Here is a 12803-nt window from a genome sequence, read left to right as displayed (position 1 = left end):
GTCAGCTGGTACTCTCCGGAGGTGAGAAACCTCGCCGACCGCAAACGCCAACTCGTCCGGGACGAACTGGCCGAGGCAGCCCTCAAACTCCTCGCCCACCAGGGCTTCGAGGAGACCACCATCGAACAGATCGCCGCCGCGGCCGGCGTCTCCAAACGCACGTTCTTCCGGTACTTCCCCGCCAAGGAAGACGTCATCCTCGACCTCGTCACCGAACTCGGCACCCTCGCCCGCGACGCCCTCGCCGCCAGCCCCGCCGACGAACACCCCGGCACCTCCCTGCGCCGCGCCCTCGGCCGCTACGTCGAGGCCCTCGCCGAAGGCGGCCCCAAGTCCCTCCGCCTCACCCGGCTCACCCTCGCCACCCCCGCGCTCCGCGCCCGCTACCTCGACCGCCAACTCCAGGCCCAGGACGACATCGCCGCCACCCTGCACACCCGCGGCCTGCCCCGCCCCCGCGCCGCCGTCACCGCCGCCGTCGCCTACGCCGCCTACGAGACCGCCGTCCGGCAATGGGCCGACCTCAACGGGGCCCAACCCCTCACCGAGCTTGTCGATCAGGCCTTCGCGCTGGTCAGGGACTCGCTAGCGTAGACAGATGAACGTACGACCCGAGTCGCCGCGCGACGGCGGCGCCGTCCACCGGGTACACGTCGCAGCCTTCGGCCGCACCGACGAAGCCGACCTCGTCGACACCCTCCGCGCCAGCAACGCCTGGATCGACGGACTGTCCTGGGTAGCCGACGAGAACGGACTCGTCATCGCCCACGCCCTCATCAGCCGGGTCGAGATCGACGAAGCCCCCGCCCTCAGCCTCGCCCCCGTCTCCGTGCACCCCGACCACCAACGCCACGGCCACGGCACCGCCGTCATCTCCGCCGCCCTCGACGCCGCCCGCGCCACCGGACTCCCCCTCGTCATCGTCCTCGGCGACCCCGCCTACTACCGGCGCTTCGGCTTCGAACCCGCCGCCGACCACCACCTCACCGCCCCCTGGCCAGGAGTCACCGACGCCTTCCAGGTCCTCCTCCTGCCCTCCTACACCGGAGAACCCCAGGGCAAGGTCAGCTACCCGGTGCCGTTCAAGGAGATGTAGACGCGGAAGGGCCCCGCCCCCACCCGAGGACGGGGCCCCGCACCCACCACTCACTCGTACGAGATCGCCTGCAACACGTTCACCCGCGCCGCCCGGATCGCCGGCAGGATCGCCGCGAACAACCCGACCACCACCGCCAGCCCCAGGAACACCAGCATCCGGGTCCACGGCACCGTCAGCACGTCGAAGCCCTGGTCCTTCAGGGCGCGCACCACCGCCACGCCCAGCCCCGTGCCCACGGCCAGGCCCAGCAGCGCCCCGAACACCGAGATCACCACCGACTCCACAGTGATCATGCGCATCGCCGACCAGCGGCTCATCCCCACGGCCCGCAGCATGCCCAGCTCCCGGGTCCGCTCCAGCACCGACAACGCCAGCGTGTTCACGATGCCCAGGATCGCGATGATCACCGCGAGGGCCAGCAGCGCGTACAACATGTTCAGCAGGGTGTCGACCTGACCGGTCTGCTGCTTGATGAAGTCCGCCTGGCTCGCGACGCTGATCTCCGGCGAGTCCACCAGCAGCGCCTCGATCTGCCGCTTCACCCCGGCCGCGTCGGCGCCCGGCTTCAGCTTGACCGCGCCGATCATCGGCGCAGGGGTGTGGAAGTACTCCTGCGCGTCGGCCACCGACACCAGCGGCTCGTTCAGCAGCTGCTGCTTGGCGTACACGCCGACGACCACGAACGTCTGCTCGCCGCCCCGCGACGTCTTCAGCTTCAGCGACGACCCGGTGCCCAGCCCGCGCTTGGTCGCGAACTCCTCACCGAGCACCACCTCGTTGTGCCGCAGGTCCCGCAGCTCGCCCGACTTCACCTTCAGGTTGAAGATGTCCTTGGCCGCCGCCACGTCCGTACCCGACAGGTAGACGGCCTTGCCCGTCACGTCCGTCGTCGCGTCCCCGTACAGGCCGACCGCCCCGGCCACGCCCGCCATCTGCCGGGTCTTGTCGATCACCGACGGGTCATAGGTCGCGTCCCCGGAGTCCCGGTCGATCACCAGGTCCGCCCGCAGGTCCTGCGTGAACACCTTCGACATGCTCGAGTTGATCGACGCGGCCAGCACACTCACCCCCGTGATCAACGCCAGGCCGATCATCAGCGCCGCCGCCGTGTTCGCGGTACGCCGCGGGTTGCGGGCCGAGTTGCGCCGACCCAGCTTCCCCGGGAGCGACCACGAGAACAGCCGGCCGATGACCCCGACCGTCGGACGCGCGATGCTCGGGGTGAGCAACGCGACCCCGATGAAGCTGAGCAGGACCCCGCCGAGCAGGACCAGCCAGATCGAGGACCCTTTCAACGAGCCGAACAACGCCCAGCCCACCCCGCCCACGCCGAGCGCACCGAGCACCGCGCCCGTGACGGTCACCTTGACCAGGGACTTGTCCGCCGTCGCCGCGTCGCGCAGGGCCGCGATCGGCGCCACCCGCGAGGCCCGCAACGCCGGCACCACCGCCGCGACCAGGGTCACCAGGACACCCACCAGGTAGGAGGCGACCACCGCCGACGTGGTGAAGCCGAGCGTGGCGTCCTTCAGGGAACTGAACAACAACTGCTTGAGGAGTACCGCGACGCCGTACCCCGCGAACAGGCCCAGGGTCGAGGCCACGATCCCCACGACCAGCGCCTCCACCAGCACCGACCGGATCACCTGCCCCCGGCCCGCGCCGAGGGACCGCAACAGCGCCAGCTCCCGGGTGCGCTGGGCCACCAGGATCGAGAACGTGTTCAGGATCAGGAAGATCCCCACGAACAGGGTCACCGCCGCGAACCCGAGCAGGAAGTTCTGGAAGATCGTCAGGAACTCCTGGACATCCGCCGCCTGCGCCTTGGCGACCTCCGCGCTGGTCCGCACCACAGCCGTCGCACCGAACACCGCCACCAGGTTCGCCTTCACGGCATCCGCCGACACCCCGTCGGCCGCGCGGACCGTGATCGAGCTGTACACCCCCGGCTTGCCCAGCATCAACTGCTGCGCCACCGGCTCCGTGAACGCCACGATCGTCTCGCCGCCGAGCGAGTCACGGTTGCCCGTCATCCCGAACACGCCACTGACCGTGAACGACTTCTTCGCCGCCAACGTCAGCACGTCGATCCGGTCCCCGACCTTGAACGGCCCCGCCTTCGCCAACGTCACGTTGATCGCGACCTGGTCGGCGGCCGTCGGCCCCGTACCCTCCCGCAGGTCGGTCACCCCGTCGCCGTCCCGCCAGCCCACACCCAACCGGGGCGGACCCTGCGTCACGATGACCTTGCCGTTCTTCCCCACGACCCGGGCACCGTCGGAGCTGACCACCCCGACCGCCTCGCGGACCCCCGCCACGCCCCGGACCTTGTCCACGGCCGAGGCCGCCAACGGCTCCGCGCGCCGGTCCTCCTCGCTGCCGGGACTCGTCGAGGCCCCGCTGACCTGCACGTCCACGTTCTTGTTCACCGTACGGAACATGTCGTCGAACGACGCGCTCAACGAGTCGGTGAGAATCAGGGCGCTGGACACGGCCATCACGCCCAGCACCACGGCCATCCCCGACAGCAGCAACCGCAGCTTCCGGGACAGCAGGGACTTCCAGGTGGCTCTGAACATTACCGGGCACCCTGCCCGTCGAGCCGCTTCATCGTGTCCAGCACCGCGTCGGCGGTCGGCTCGCGCAGCTCGGAGACGACCTTGCCGTCGGCGAGGAAGATGACCCGGTCGGCGTACGAGGCCGCGTTCGGGTCGTGCGTGACCATCACGATCGTCTGCCCGTACTCCCGCACCGAGCTGCGCAGGAAGTTGAGCACCTCGGCACCGGACCGCGAGTCGAGGTTACCGGTCGGCTCGTCGGCGAAGATGACGTCCGGCCGCGACACCAGGGCCCGCGCGCACGCCACCCGCTGCTGCTGACCGCCCGACAACTCGGTCGGCTTGTGCTTGAGCCGGTCCGCCAGTCCCACGGTCCGGATCACCGTCTTGTACCAGGTCGGGTCCGGCTTGCGGCCCGCGATCGACAACGGCAGCAGAATGTTCTCCTCCGCCGTCAACGTCGGCAGCAGGTTGAACTGCTGGAAGATGAAGCCGACCTTCTCCCGGCGCAGCGCCGTCAGGCCCCGGTCGGACAGCCCGGTGACCTTCGTGTCCCCGATGCTCACCTCGCCCCGGGTCACCGTGTCCAGGCCCGCCAGGCAGTGCATCAGCGTCGACTTGCCCGAGCCCGACGGGCCCATGATCGCGGTGAACTCGCCCCGCGCCAGATCCACGCTCACCCCGCCGAGGGCGATCACCTGCGCCTCGCCCTTGCCGTACACCTTCCACACCGCGTCGGCTTTCGCCGCGATCCCCGTGGTCCGCATCACTGCTTGAGTGGTCATGCCTCACATCGTCGGTCCCGGATGTCTCCGGCGAGTCCACCGTGGGTATGACCGGGGCACCGATTTCCGGGTCGGGGGTCACCTGACCCGGTCTCAGGGTTATCCCCCATCACCGGCCAGGGTCGCGAACCGCACGGAGTCGCGCCACACCCCGTCCACCAGCAGATTCCGGCGGGTACGACCCTCGTAGCGCATGCCGATCTTCTCGCAGACCCGCTGCGCTCCCCCGTTGTCGTGCCCGACCGTGGCCTCGATCCGGCGCAGTCCCAGGTCGCGCAGGCCGAAGTCGACGAGCAGCCGGGCCGTCTCCGTGGCGAGGCCCTGTCCCCACCAGTCGGGGTGCAGGACGTAGCCGATCTCGGCCCGGCCGTGGGCGGCGCCGGTGATCCGGAGGGCGCCGCCGCCGACCACCTCGGCGTCCTTCTCGACCACGAGGTGGTACGCCGTGCGCTCACCCGGCCCCGGGTCGACGGGTCCCTCCACCTCCTGGCAACTGAGCCGCACGGCCACCAGCGGATGGCCCAGCACCCGGCCCACCGCCTCGGTGTCGGCGGCGGTGACCTCGCGCAGGGTCACCCGCCGACCGACCAGCCGCACCGGGAACATGCCGACAGGCTACCGACGGACGTCAATGTCTCCCGGCTGGGTCGCCCCTGGTTTTTGGTGAACAGGGATGTTCCTGTGTCGGGTGGTACACCCGCTAGAGCATCCTAGGAGGCTGGTTTTGTCGCGGGAACACCGCAGTGCGAGGTCCACCACGCCGTGAACCGGCCCAGAGCCGCGTCGTACTCCGGGCTGGTCATCCGGGCCGGGCCGTCCTGCTCGCCGTTGATCAGGGCCAGATCCGCGTCGATCACGAACATCAGGTCCGGCTTGATGTCCGCCGGGGCGGCGTCGCCGAGCGCGCGCAGGTCCTTCGCTGCCTGTGCGCGGTCGAGGTGGCCGGTGGCGATGGCGGTGGCGAAGCTGTTGAGCACCATGCCGTCGCCGAACCGGGCACAGAAGGCGGCGGTCCCTCCCCCGGGCGCCGCCTGAGGGGCTCCCGCCGGGTTCGGGCCCGAGGTGGTGGTCGTCGGGGTGCAGCCGAACAGGGCGAAGGGCAGCACCGCCACGGCGGCGAAGGTTCCAAAGCGTCGATGCACGGGGTACTCCTCAGGTCAGGGCGACCGGTGCGCGCTGTGCGGGACAGCACCCCGGCTTCTGGCGCCAGCGTCCCCGGGACCGGTCAAGAGCCGCTCAACGCCGAGGGCCGGATGTGCGGGGCACGCGCTGCCGCCACGCGGGCGGCGTCCTGGAAGGGCCCATCCCCCACCGACCCTGCGCCCGGGCGGTGAAACCCGGTGGACACGCGGTGAAAGGGCTGGTCAGGATGGGCGGATGCGAGTGTTCCTGGAGACCGACCGGTTGACGCTGCGCCGGTTCGCCCCGTCCGACGTGGACCACCTCGTCGCCCTCGACGGCGACCCGGCCGTGATGCGGTTCCTGACCAACGGCCGGCCCACGCCCCGCGCCACGGTCGAGGACGAGGTGCTCCCGGCCATCCTGCGCGGCTACGAGCTGGGACCCGCCGGCCGGTGGGCGGCCGTCGAGCGGGCCACAGGGGCGTTCCTGGGCTGGTTCGCGCTCGACCCCGGGCCGGACGGGGACGCCGGGGAGGTCGAGCTCGGCTACCGGCTGCGCGCGGAGTCCTGGGGGCGGGGGTACGCGACCGAGGGCTCGCGGGCGTTGGTGCGCGCCGCGTTCACGGAGCTGGGCAGCCGGCGGGTGTGGGCGCAGACCATGGCGGTGAACCTCGCCTCGCGCCGGGTGATGGCGAAGGCCGGGCTGCGGTACGCGCGGACGTTCCACCTGGAGTTCGACGACCCGATCCCGGGCACGGAACACGGCGAGGTGGAGTACGAGCTGCTGCGGGACGACTGGGCGGGTTCGGCAGCCGTGACCGGACCGTTGTGAACCGGGTGGCCCCCCGCTGGCAATAACGGGTGTGACGTTGTTACAGGAATCAGCATCCGACGACGCGGCGGCGATCCGCCGGTCCAGGGACGACCCCGAGTACTTCGCGGCGGTCTTCGACCGGCACGCCGTCGCCGTCCACCGCTACCTGGCGCGCCGGGTCGGCACCGGGCACGCCGACGACCTGCTCGGCCAGACCTTCCTCCTCGCGTTCGAGCAACGGTCGCGGTACGACCCCGACCGGGCCGACGCCCGACCGTGGCTGTACGGCATCGCGACCAACCTGCTCCGCCGGCACCGCCGCGACGAGGCCCGGCTGCTGCGCGCCCTCGCCGAGCCGGCCCCCTGCGACCCCACCGAGCAGATCGCGGCCAGGGTCGACGCGTCCGGCATGTCCCGGCGACTCGCCGCCGCGCTCGGGCGTCTCACCCGCGCGGACCGCGACACCCTGCTCCTCTTCGCCTGGGCCGAACTCTCCTACGAGGAGATCTCCCGCGCCCTGGCCATCCCCACCGGCACCGTCCGGTCCCGCCTGCACCGGGCCCGCGCGCAGGTCCGGGCAGCCCTGAACCTTGGAGACGACGATGAGTGACCTCGACCTGCTGCGCGCGTTCCGGACCGACGTGGCTCCCCCCACCCAGGCGGTCCTCGACGACGTCCGGCACGCCCTGGTGAACCGGGCGGTTGCCCCGGCCCCCCGTCGCCGTCCCCGGCTGCGCCTCGCGCTGGTCACCGGCACCGCCGTCGCGCTGATCCTCGGCGGTGTGGCCGTCCACGACGCGACCGCGCCGCGCACCCCCCTGCCGTCCGGCCCCGTTCCCGCGCCGGTCACCGCCGCCGACCGGCTGATCCTGGCGGCCGCGCTCGCCGCGTCCGACGCCGACCCGGTGCCCGGCCCGGGCCAGTACCGGCTGGTCCGCACCCACGGCTGGAACGAGGTCGGTACCACCAGGGACGACGGCTCCCTGCTCACCTACCGCCGGGAGTTCACGACCGAGACGTGGATCCCGGCCGACGACTCCCACGTCTGGTACCTGCGGCACACGTTCGGGCCGGGTACCCGGTTCGACAGCCCGGCGGACGAGCGCTACGTCACCGCGAACCGTCCGCCGGAGAACGGCAGCACGGTCCTCCAGGGACCGGGTGGCATGTTCGACGAGAACTCCGCGCCGCCCGCCCCGGGGTGGGACCGGCCGACCGGCCCGTGGCTTGCGGCCCTGCCCCGCGCACCGCGCGCCCTTCTCGACCTGACGCTCGCCAGGGTCGGGCCGGGGGTCGTCAAGGGCACGTCGCCGGACAGCCGCGCCCTGGGGCAGCTCGCGTCGCTGCTCGACACCGGCCTGGTCCCGGCGGACCTGCGGGCCACGTTCTTCCGGGCCGCCGCGCTCCTGACCGACGTGCGGGTGACCGAGAACCAGGCCGGACTCGACGGCCGGACCGGGGTCGCGGTCGGCGTGCCGCCGGCCGGTGACCTGCGGCAGGAGTTCCTGTTCGACCCGGCCTCCGGGGAGTACCTGGGACAGCGCCGGGTCCGGGTCGCCGACGGCACGGTGTACGCCTCGCAGGCCACGACGGTCACGCTCAGCGGTGCACCGGGGTTCTGACAGCACACCGGGAGGTCGGATCCGGCGGGGGTCACGCCCTGCCGGGTCTGGTCCAGAACAGGGTGCCGGCGGCCGCGACGAGCAGGAGCGCGCCACCGCCCAGGAGCCAGGGCCAGCGGGCCCCGCCCCCGGAGGAGCCGGCCACGGGCACGGTCGAGGTCGCCCCGCCAGCGGCTGAGTTCGGGGACGCGGCGGTCACCGGTGGGGACGCCTTCGCGTCGGGCGACGAACCCGCGGCCCCCGGGGAAGCACCCGCGGGGCCGGTGCCGCCGTCGGTCACCGTGAACGTGAACGCGCCCTCCACCGGGTGGCCGTCCTGCGACACCGTGCGCCACGCGACCCGTACCTGGCCGGCGGGCAGCGCCCGGACCCGCTGCGTCACGGTCGTACCCCGCACCTGGGGGGTGTCCTCGGCGTGCGACGCTCCCCCGGACCCGGTCACCACGACCGTCGTGAACTGCTCCTTCAGCGGGTCGGAAAACGTCAGGGTCACCGCCGCCACGGTCCCGGTCACCGCCGCCCCGTCGGTCGGGGTGCTGGACAGCAGCCGGGCGTGCGCCCACGCGGGCGTGGCCACCGAGGCCGCCGCGACCAGGCCGACCGCCAGGGCCAGGACCAGCCGGCGGACGGTACCGAGATTCGTCATACGTCGCTAGTCGACCGGCGGGGGCGTTCAGTTCCCGGGCGTGGTTCAGGCCACACCCGGGCCCGGGAACCGGCGGCGGTCCGGTGCCGACTACCCGTGCGACAGTCCGCTGACCACACAGGAGTCGCCATGCGCCCCCAGTCCACCCTCCGCCGGTCCGTCCGGGTCCTGGTCGCCGCCGGCGCGCTCGCCGCCACGGTCGGCCTCGCCGGCTGTGGCGGTACGGACACCCCCGCCGCGAAGGGCGGCACGCCCACGGGTTCCGCGTCGGTCGGGCCCGTACTGACGGTCGTCGACCCGTGGGTGAAGACGGCCGACTCGGGGATGAGCGCCGCCTTCGGTACCCTGCGCAACGACTCCGACAGCGAGCTGACCGTCGTGTCGGCCGCCTCGACGGTGTCGCCGATGGAACTGCACGAGGTGGTCATGGACGGCGGGAAGATGGCCATGCGCCCGAAGCCGGGCGGGTTCGTCATCCCGGCGCGCGGCACCCACGAGCTCAAGCCCGGCGCCGACCACCTGATGCTGATGGACCTCAAGGCGCCGATCAGGGCGGGCGAGCAGGTCACGGTCACCCTGATGCTGAAGGACGGCCGGACGGTGGCGTTCACGGCACCGGCGAAGCCGTTCGCGGGCGGCAACGAGACGTACGTCCCGAGCGGCTCGCCGTCGCCCATGACCCATGGCTGACGGGACGGGCCCGGAACCTGCCGACGGCCAGGACGTCACCGACCAGGGCGGAGCCGCCGAGCCCGGGTCCGCGTCCGGCGACGAGCCCACGACTGTGCCGGCGCACGAGTCGTGCCGGCTCGCCGCTGGCGGCGGCGGGCCGGCCACGCGGCGCACGGACCAGCAGCCCGTCGGCCGGACGCGCCCCGAGCTACCGGCCGACGGCCTTCAGAGCTCCGCCCAGCGGACCCCGGTCAGTCGGCGGCGGATGCTCGCCGGTGGGGCGCTCGCCGTGGGCGGGGCCGCGTTGACCGGGGCGGCGGCCGGGTCGGCGTGGGGCACACCCTCGGCCCCGTCGGCACCCGCGGCTCCGGCGGTACCCGTCGTGGTGCCGTTCTGGGGTGAACACCAGGCCGGGATCGCCACCCCGCCGCAGGCGCACGCGGTCTTCCTCGCCCTCGACCTGGGCCCCGGCGTCGACCGGGCCGCCCTCGTCCGGCTGATGCGGCTGCTCACCGACGACGCGGCACGGCTCACCCAGGGCCGGGCCGCGCTCGGGGACACCGAACCCGAGCTGGCCGGGGACCCCGCCCGGCTGACGGTCACGTTCGGGTTCGGGCCGGGGCTGTTCCGGGCCGCCGGGCTGCCGAGTCCCGTCGCGCCGCTGCCGCCGTTCGGGATCGACCGGCTGGAGGAACGGTGGTCGGGCGGGGACCTGCTCGTCCAGGTGTGCGCCGACGACCCGCTGACCGTGGCGCACGCGCACCGGATGCTGGTCAAGGACGCGCGGCCGTTCGGGCGGGTCCGGTTCGGGCAGCACGGATTCCGCCGCGCGGCCGGCACCCAGCCTGCGGGGGCCACCCAGCGCAACGTCATGGGGCAGCTCGACGGGACCGCCAACCCCGCCCCGGACTCCGCCGACCTCGCCGCCGCCGTGTGGATCACCGACGGCCCGCTGCGGGGCGGCACGACCCTGGTGCTGCGCCGGATCCGGGCCGAGCTGGAGACCTGGGACGCCGTGGACCGGGCCGGCAAGGAGTTCGCCGTAGGGCGCAGGCTGGACACGGGCGCCCCGTTGACGGGTACCGCCGAGCACGACCTTCCCGACCTGGCCGCCCGCAACGCCCTCGGCTTCCCGGTGATCGACGACGCGGCGCACATCCGGCGCGCGCACGTGGCCGAGCCGGGCGCGCGCATCCACCGGCGGCCGTACAACTACGACGGGGCGGCCGGGCCCGACGGGCGGCCGGACAGCGGGCTCCTGTTCGCCTCCTACCAGCGGGACGTGGCCGGGCAGTTCCTGCCGATCCAGCGCCGGCTGGCGGAGGCGGACCTGCTCAACGAGTGGACGACGCCGATCGGGTCGGGGGTGTACGCGGTGCCGCCCGGGGTCGAGCCCGGCCGGTACGTGGGACACACGCTCCTGGAGCCGTAGCCCGCGTACCCGTCAGCGCGGCCCGCCTCGCGTACCCGTCGAAGGGTTGTCCGGGTTCTTCGACGTCTCCAGGTAGGTGGCGAGGGTGGCGGCGGCGGTCAGCATCGACAGGCCCCGGGCCGTCAGCCGGTCCCGCCATCCCCGCAGGGTCGCCTGGAGCGGCTCCGGTCCGCCCGCCGCGCGCACCCGCTCCAGCACGCGCGCGATCTGGTCGAGGCCGTGCCCGCCGCGCCGGAGCTGGTGGGCCAGCAGGACGTCGCGGCCGTCGGCGGAGGAGTACACCCGGTAGCCGGTGCGCGGGTCGCGGCCGGGGACGATCAGCCCGGCCCGTTCCCATTTCCGCAGCGTGGCGGGCCGGACTCCGAGCCGGCGCGCCAGGGGGCCGATGAACGTCTCGCCCGATCGCGGCTGGCTGGCCGGGGTCAGGTCCGACAGTGCCCGTTCCACGGCCTCCAGGGTGCGCCGGTCGTCGGCGAGCTGCGCGTGGCTCTCGTCGATCAGCCGGAGCGCCTCGGGGACCGCGTCGGCGTGCACCGCGCACATGATCGCCGCCGCCGTGGGGTGGCCGTGCGCGGGGATCAGCGCCAGGAAGGTGCGCAGGGCCGCCGCGTGCAGGGGGGTGTAGGCGCGGTAGCCGTGCGGGGAGCGGTCGGCCGGGGGCAGGATGCCGGCCTCCTCGTAGTTGCGGACCGCCTGGGTGGACAGGCCGTGTTCGCGCGCGAGGTCGACGGGTCGCAACCGCATTTTGAAGGTACGTCCTCGTCGCTCGCCTGTCTTGGCGCCTGCCGTGGCATCAAAGTCTACAACGAAGGTTCAACGATACGGTGGAAGGTATGACGATCACCGCTGTTTCCTTCACCGGTGGGGCCCTCACCGCGCTGCTGTCCCCCACTACCCGGCTGCTCGGTCTCGGCGAGCCCACCCACGGCGTCGGTGCCTTCCCCGAGCTGCGCAACGAGGTCTTCCGTCATCTCGTCGAGCACGAGGGCTACCGGTCGATCGCGATCGAGAGCGACTGCTTGGCGGCGCTGACGGCCGACGAGTACGTGGCCGGGGGCGCCGGGACCCTCGACGATGCGCTGGGTCGGGGATTCAGCCACGGGTTCGGTGAGTATCCGGCCAACCGGGAGCTGCTGCGCTGGATGCGCGCGTACAACGAGGGGCGTCCCGCACACGAGCGGGTCCGGTTCTACGGCTTCGACGGGCCGCTGGAGATGACCGGCGCGGCCAGTCCCGGCCCGGCCCTGACCGCCCTGTACGACTACCTCGCCGGCCACGTCGACCTGCCCTGGAGCCGCGAATCGCTGGTAGAGCTGCTGGGCTCCGAGGGGCGCTGGTCCGATCCGGCGTCGCTGATGGATCCGGCGCGGTCCGTCGGACGCGACCCCGAGGCCCGGGAGCTGCGGCTGCTCGCCGACGACCTGGGGGCGCTGCTCACGGTGCACGCCCCGCAGCTGGTGGCGGCCGGCTCCGCCGACGACTGGTGGCACGCCGGGCTGCGGGCGCGGACCGCGACCGGGCTGCTGCGGTACCACGCCGCGCTGGCCGATCCCGCGCCCGGCCGGCTCGGCGCGATCGTGCGGCTGCGTGACGGGATGATGGCCGACAACCTCGACGCGGTCGTCCGCCGGGAGGCACGGCGGGGCCCCACGCTGGCGTTCGCCCACAACAGCCACCTGCAGCGCGAGAGGAGCAGCATGCGGTTCGGGGGCGAGTCGCTGGAGTGGTGGAGTGCGGGGGCGATCGTGGGGGCGAACCTCGGAGACGGGTACGCGGTCGCGGCGGGCACGTTCGGGAGCCGGGGCTCCGACGTTCCCGGTGCCGACACGGTCGAGGGGCGGTTGTCGGCCCTTCCCCACGCCAGGGCCGTCGTCGACCCGGGTTCCCTGGCGGCGCTCGGCGGGACGGTGACGCGGCGGGTGCCGGCCGACCACACGTACATGGCGCTGGACCCGGGGACGGTCGGGCAGTTCGACGCGATCGTGTTCGTGCAGGAGATCTGAGCCGCCCGGGGCGTCGCGCCGGGCCCCTCACTGCTCGTTCGGCACGTCGTC

14 protein-coding genes are annotated in these 12803 nt (G+C 73.1%); 8 read left to right on the top strand and 6 right to left on the bottom strand.

Annotation, left to right across the window (positions count from 1 at the left end):
• Window positions 1–21: 21 nt before the first annotated feature.
• Together AB0M43_RS08345 and AB0M43_RS08340 are read left to right on the top strand one after the other, a co-directional pair.
• Window positions 22–594: a TetR family transcriptional regulator gene (locus AB0M43_RS08345; protein WP_363722373.1), complete on the top strand. Its 573-nt coding sequence runs from the start codon at window positions 22–24 to the stop codon at window positions 592–594.
• Between the two features lie 4 nt (window positions 595–598).
• Window positions 599–1096: an N-acetyltransferase gene (locus AB0M43_RS08340; RefSeq protein ID WP_363722371.1), complete on the top strand. Its 498-nt coding sequence runs from the start codon at window positions 599–601 to the stop codon at window positions 1094–1096.
• A 50-nt stretch (window positions 1097–1146) separates the two neighbouring features.
• Here AB0M43_RS08340 and AB0M43_RS08335 read toward each other — a convergent pair whose 3' ends face one another.
• The 4 genes from AB0M43_RS08335 to AB0M43_RS08320 all read right to left on the bottom strand — a co-directional run bounded on the left by AB0M43_RS08335 (window position 1147) and on the right by AB0M43_RS08320 (window position 5584).
• A complete protein-coding gene (locus AB0M43_RS08335; RefSeq protein WP_363722369.1) occupies window positions 1147–3678 on the bottom strand; it encodes an FtsX-like permease family protein in 2532 nt (843 codons plus the stop codon).
• Window positions 3678–4424, bottom strand: coding sequence for an ABC transporter ATP-binding protein (locus AB0M43_RS08330; RefSeq protein ID WP_363723313.1), 747 nt, complete (start codon window positions 4422–4424; stop codon window positions 3678–3680). Before AB0M43_RS08330 ends, AB0M43_RS08335 begins: the two co-directional genes overlap by 1 nt.
• 117 nt (window positions 4425–4541) lie before the next feature.
• On the bottom strand, window positions 4542–5048 hold the full coding sequence (locus AB0M43_RS08325; RefSeq protein WP_363722367.1) for a GNAT family protein: 507 nt from the start codon (window positions 5046–5048) through the stop codon (window positions 4542–4544).
• A 104-nt stretch (window positions 5049–5152) separates the two neighbouring features.
• The gene (locus tag AB0M43_RS08320; protein WP_363722365.1) at window positions 5153–5584 is read right to left on the bottom strand and encodes a hypothetical protein; all 432 of its coding nucleotides are present in this window, start codon (window positions 5582–5584) and stop codon (window positions 5153–5155) included.
• Window positions 5585–5819: 235 nt separating this feature from the next.
• On the opposite strand from AB0M43_RS08320, the gene AB0M43_RS08315 reads away from it, so the two are divergent.
• The 3 genes from AB0M43_RS08315 (at window position 5820) to AB0M43_RS08305 (ending at window position 7999) form a co-directional block, all read left to right on the top strand.
• Complete coding sequence (locus AB0M43_RS08315; protein WP_363722363.1) at window positions 5820–6395, top strand: GNAT family N-acetyltransferase; 576 nt, start codon at window positions 5820–5822, stop codon at window positions 6393–6395.
• 73 nt (window positions 6396–6468) lie between these two features.
• Window positions 6469–6987, top strand: a complete 519-nt coding sequence (locus AB0M43_RS08310; protein ID WP_363723311.1) for an RNA polymerase sigma factor — start codon at window positions 6469–6471, stop codon at window positions 6985–6987.
• Window positions 6980–7999, top strand: a complete 1020-nt coding sequence (locus tag AB0M43_RS08305; protein WP_363722361.1) for a CU044_5270 family protein — start codon at window positions 6980–6982, stop codon at window positions 7997–7999. The genes AB0M43_RS08310 and AB0M43_RS08305 overlap by 8 nt, the downstream gene beginning before the upstream one ends.
• 31 nt (window positions 8000–8030) lie before the next feature.
• Here AB0M43_RS08305 and AB0M43_RS08300 read toward each other — a convergent pair whose 3' ends face one another.
• Window positions 8031–8645: a copper resistance CopC family protein gene (locus tag AB0M43_RS08300; RefSeq protein WP_363722359.1), complete on the bottom strand. Its 615-nt coding sequence runs from the start codon at window positions 8643–8645 to the stop codon at window positions 8031–8033.
• Window positions 8646–8774: 129 nt separating this feature from the next.
• On the opposite strand from AB0M43_RS08300, the gene AB0M43_RS08295 reads away from it, so the two are divergent.
• Both AB0M43_RS08295 and AB0M43_RS08290 read left to right on the top strand, forming a co-directional pair.
• A complete protein-coding gene (locus tag AB0M43_RS08295) occupies window positions 8775–9335 on the top strand; it encodes a copper chaperone PCu(A)C (RefSeq protein WP_363722357.1) in 561 nt (186 codons plus the stop codon).
• Between the two features lie 247 nt (window positions 9336–9582).
• Complete coding sequence (locus AB0M43_RS08290) at window positions 9583–10749, top strand: Dyp-type peroxidase (protein WP_363723310.1); 1167 nt, start codon at window positions 9583–9585, stop codon at window positions 10747–10749.
• 12 nt (window positions 10750–10761) lie between these two features.
• On the opposite strand, the gene AB0M43_RS08285 is transcribed toward AB0M43_RS08290, so the two are convergent.
• Window positions 10762–11493 (bottom strand): TioE family transcriptional regulator, encoded by a 732-nt coding sequence (locus tag AB0M43_RS08285; RefSeq protein ID WP_363722355.1) that lies wholly within the window; start codon window positions 11491–11493, stop codon window positions 10762–10764.
• Between the two features lie 89 nt (window positions 11494–11582).
• Between AB0M43_RS08285 and AB0M43_RS08280 the strand changes: the two genes are divergently transcribed.
• Window positions 11583–12752 (top strand): erythromycin esterase family protein, encoded by a 1170-nt coding sequence (locus AB0M43_RS08280; protein WP_363722353.1) that lies wholly within the window; start codon window positions 11583–11585, stop codon window positions 12750–12752.
• Window positions 12753–12803: the final 51 nt, after the last annotated feature.

The sequence above is a fragment of the Longispora sp. NPDC051575 genome (assembly GCF_040681875.1).
In the GTDB taxonomy this organism is placed as follows: Bacteria; Actinomycetota; Actinomycetes; order Mycobacteriales; family Micromonosporaceae; genus Longispora.
Note: the sequence above shows the minus strand (reverse complement) of the source record. Positions and strands in the feature narration are given on the sequence as shown.

Bases quoted from the DNA above. Each gene is read 5' to 3' on its own strand.
- AB0M43_RS08340 (WP_363722371.1), top strand. From the start codon at position 599: ATGAACGTACGACCCGAGTCGCCGCGCGACGGCGGCGCCGTCCACCGG.
- AB0M43_RS08335 (WP_363722369.1), bottom strand. From the start codon at position 3,678: ATGTTCAGAGCCACCTGGAAGTCCCTGCTGTCCCGGAAGCTGCGGTTG.
- AB0M43_RS08330 (WP_363723313.1), bottom strand. From the start codon at position 4,424: ATGCGGACCACGGGGATCGCGGCGAAAGCCGACGCGGTGTGGAAGGTG.
- AB0M43_RS08325 (WP_363722367.1), bottom strand. From the start codon at position 5,048: ATGTTCCCGGTGCGGCTGGTCGGTCGGCGGGTGACCCTGCGCGAGGTC.
- AB0M43_RS08315 (WP_363722363.1), top strand. From the start codon at position 5,820: ATGCGAGTGTTCCTGGAGACCGACCGGTTGACGCTGCGCCGGTTCGCC.
- AB0M43_RS08305 (WP_363722361.1), top strand. From the start codon at position 6,980: ATGAGTGACCTCGACCTGCTGCGCGCGTTCCGGACCGACGTGGCTCCC.
- AB0M43_RS08300 (WP_363722359.1), bottom strand. From the start codon at position 8,645: ATGACGAATCTCGGTACCGTCCGCCGGCTGGTCCTGGCCCTGGCGGTC.
- AB0M43_RS08295 (WP_363722357.1), top strand. From the start codon at position 8,775: ATGCGCCCCCAGTCCACCCTCCGCCGGTCCGTCCGGGTCCTGGTCGCC.
- AB0M43_RS08290 (WP_363723310.1), top strand. From the start codon at position 9,583: ATGCTCGCCGGTGGGGCGCTCGCCGTGGGCGGGGCCGCGTTGACCGGG.
- AB0M43_RS08285 (WP_363722355.1), bottom strand. From the start codon at position 11,493: ATGCGGTTGCGACCCGTCGACCTCGCGCGCGAACACGGCCTGTCCACC.
- AB0M43_RS08280 (WP_363722353.1), top strand. From the start codon at position 11,583: ATGACGATCACCGCTGTTTCCTTCACCGGTGGGGCCCTCACCGCGCTG.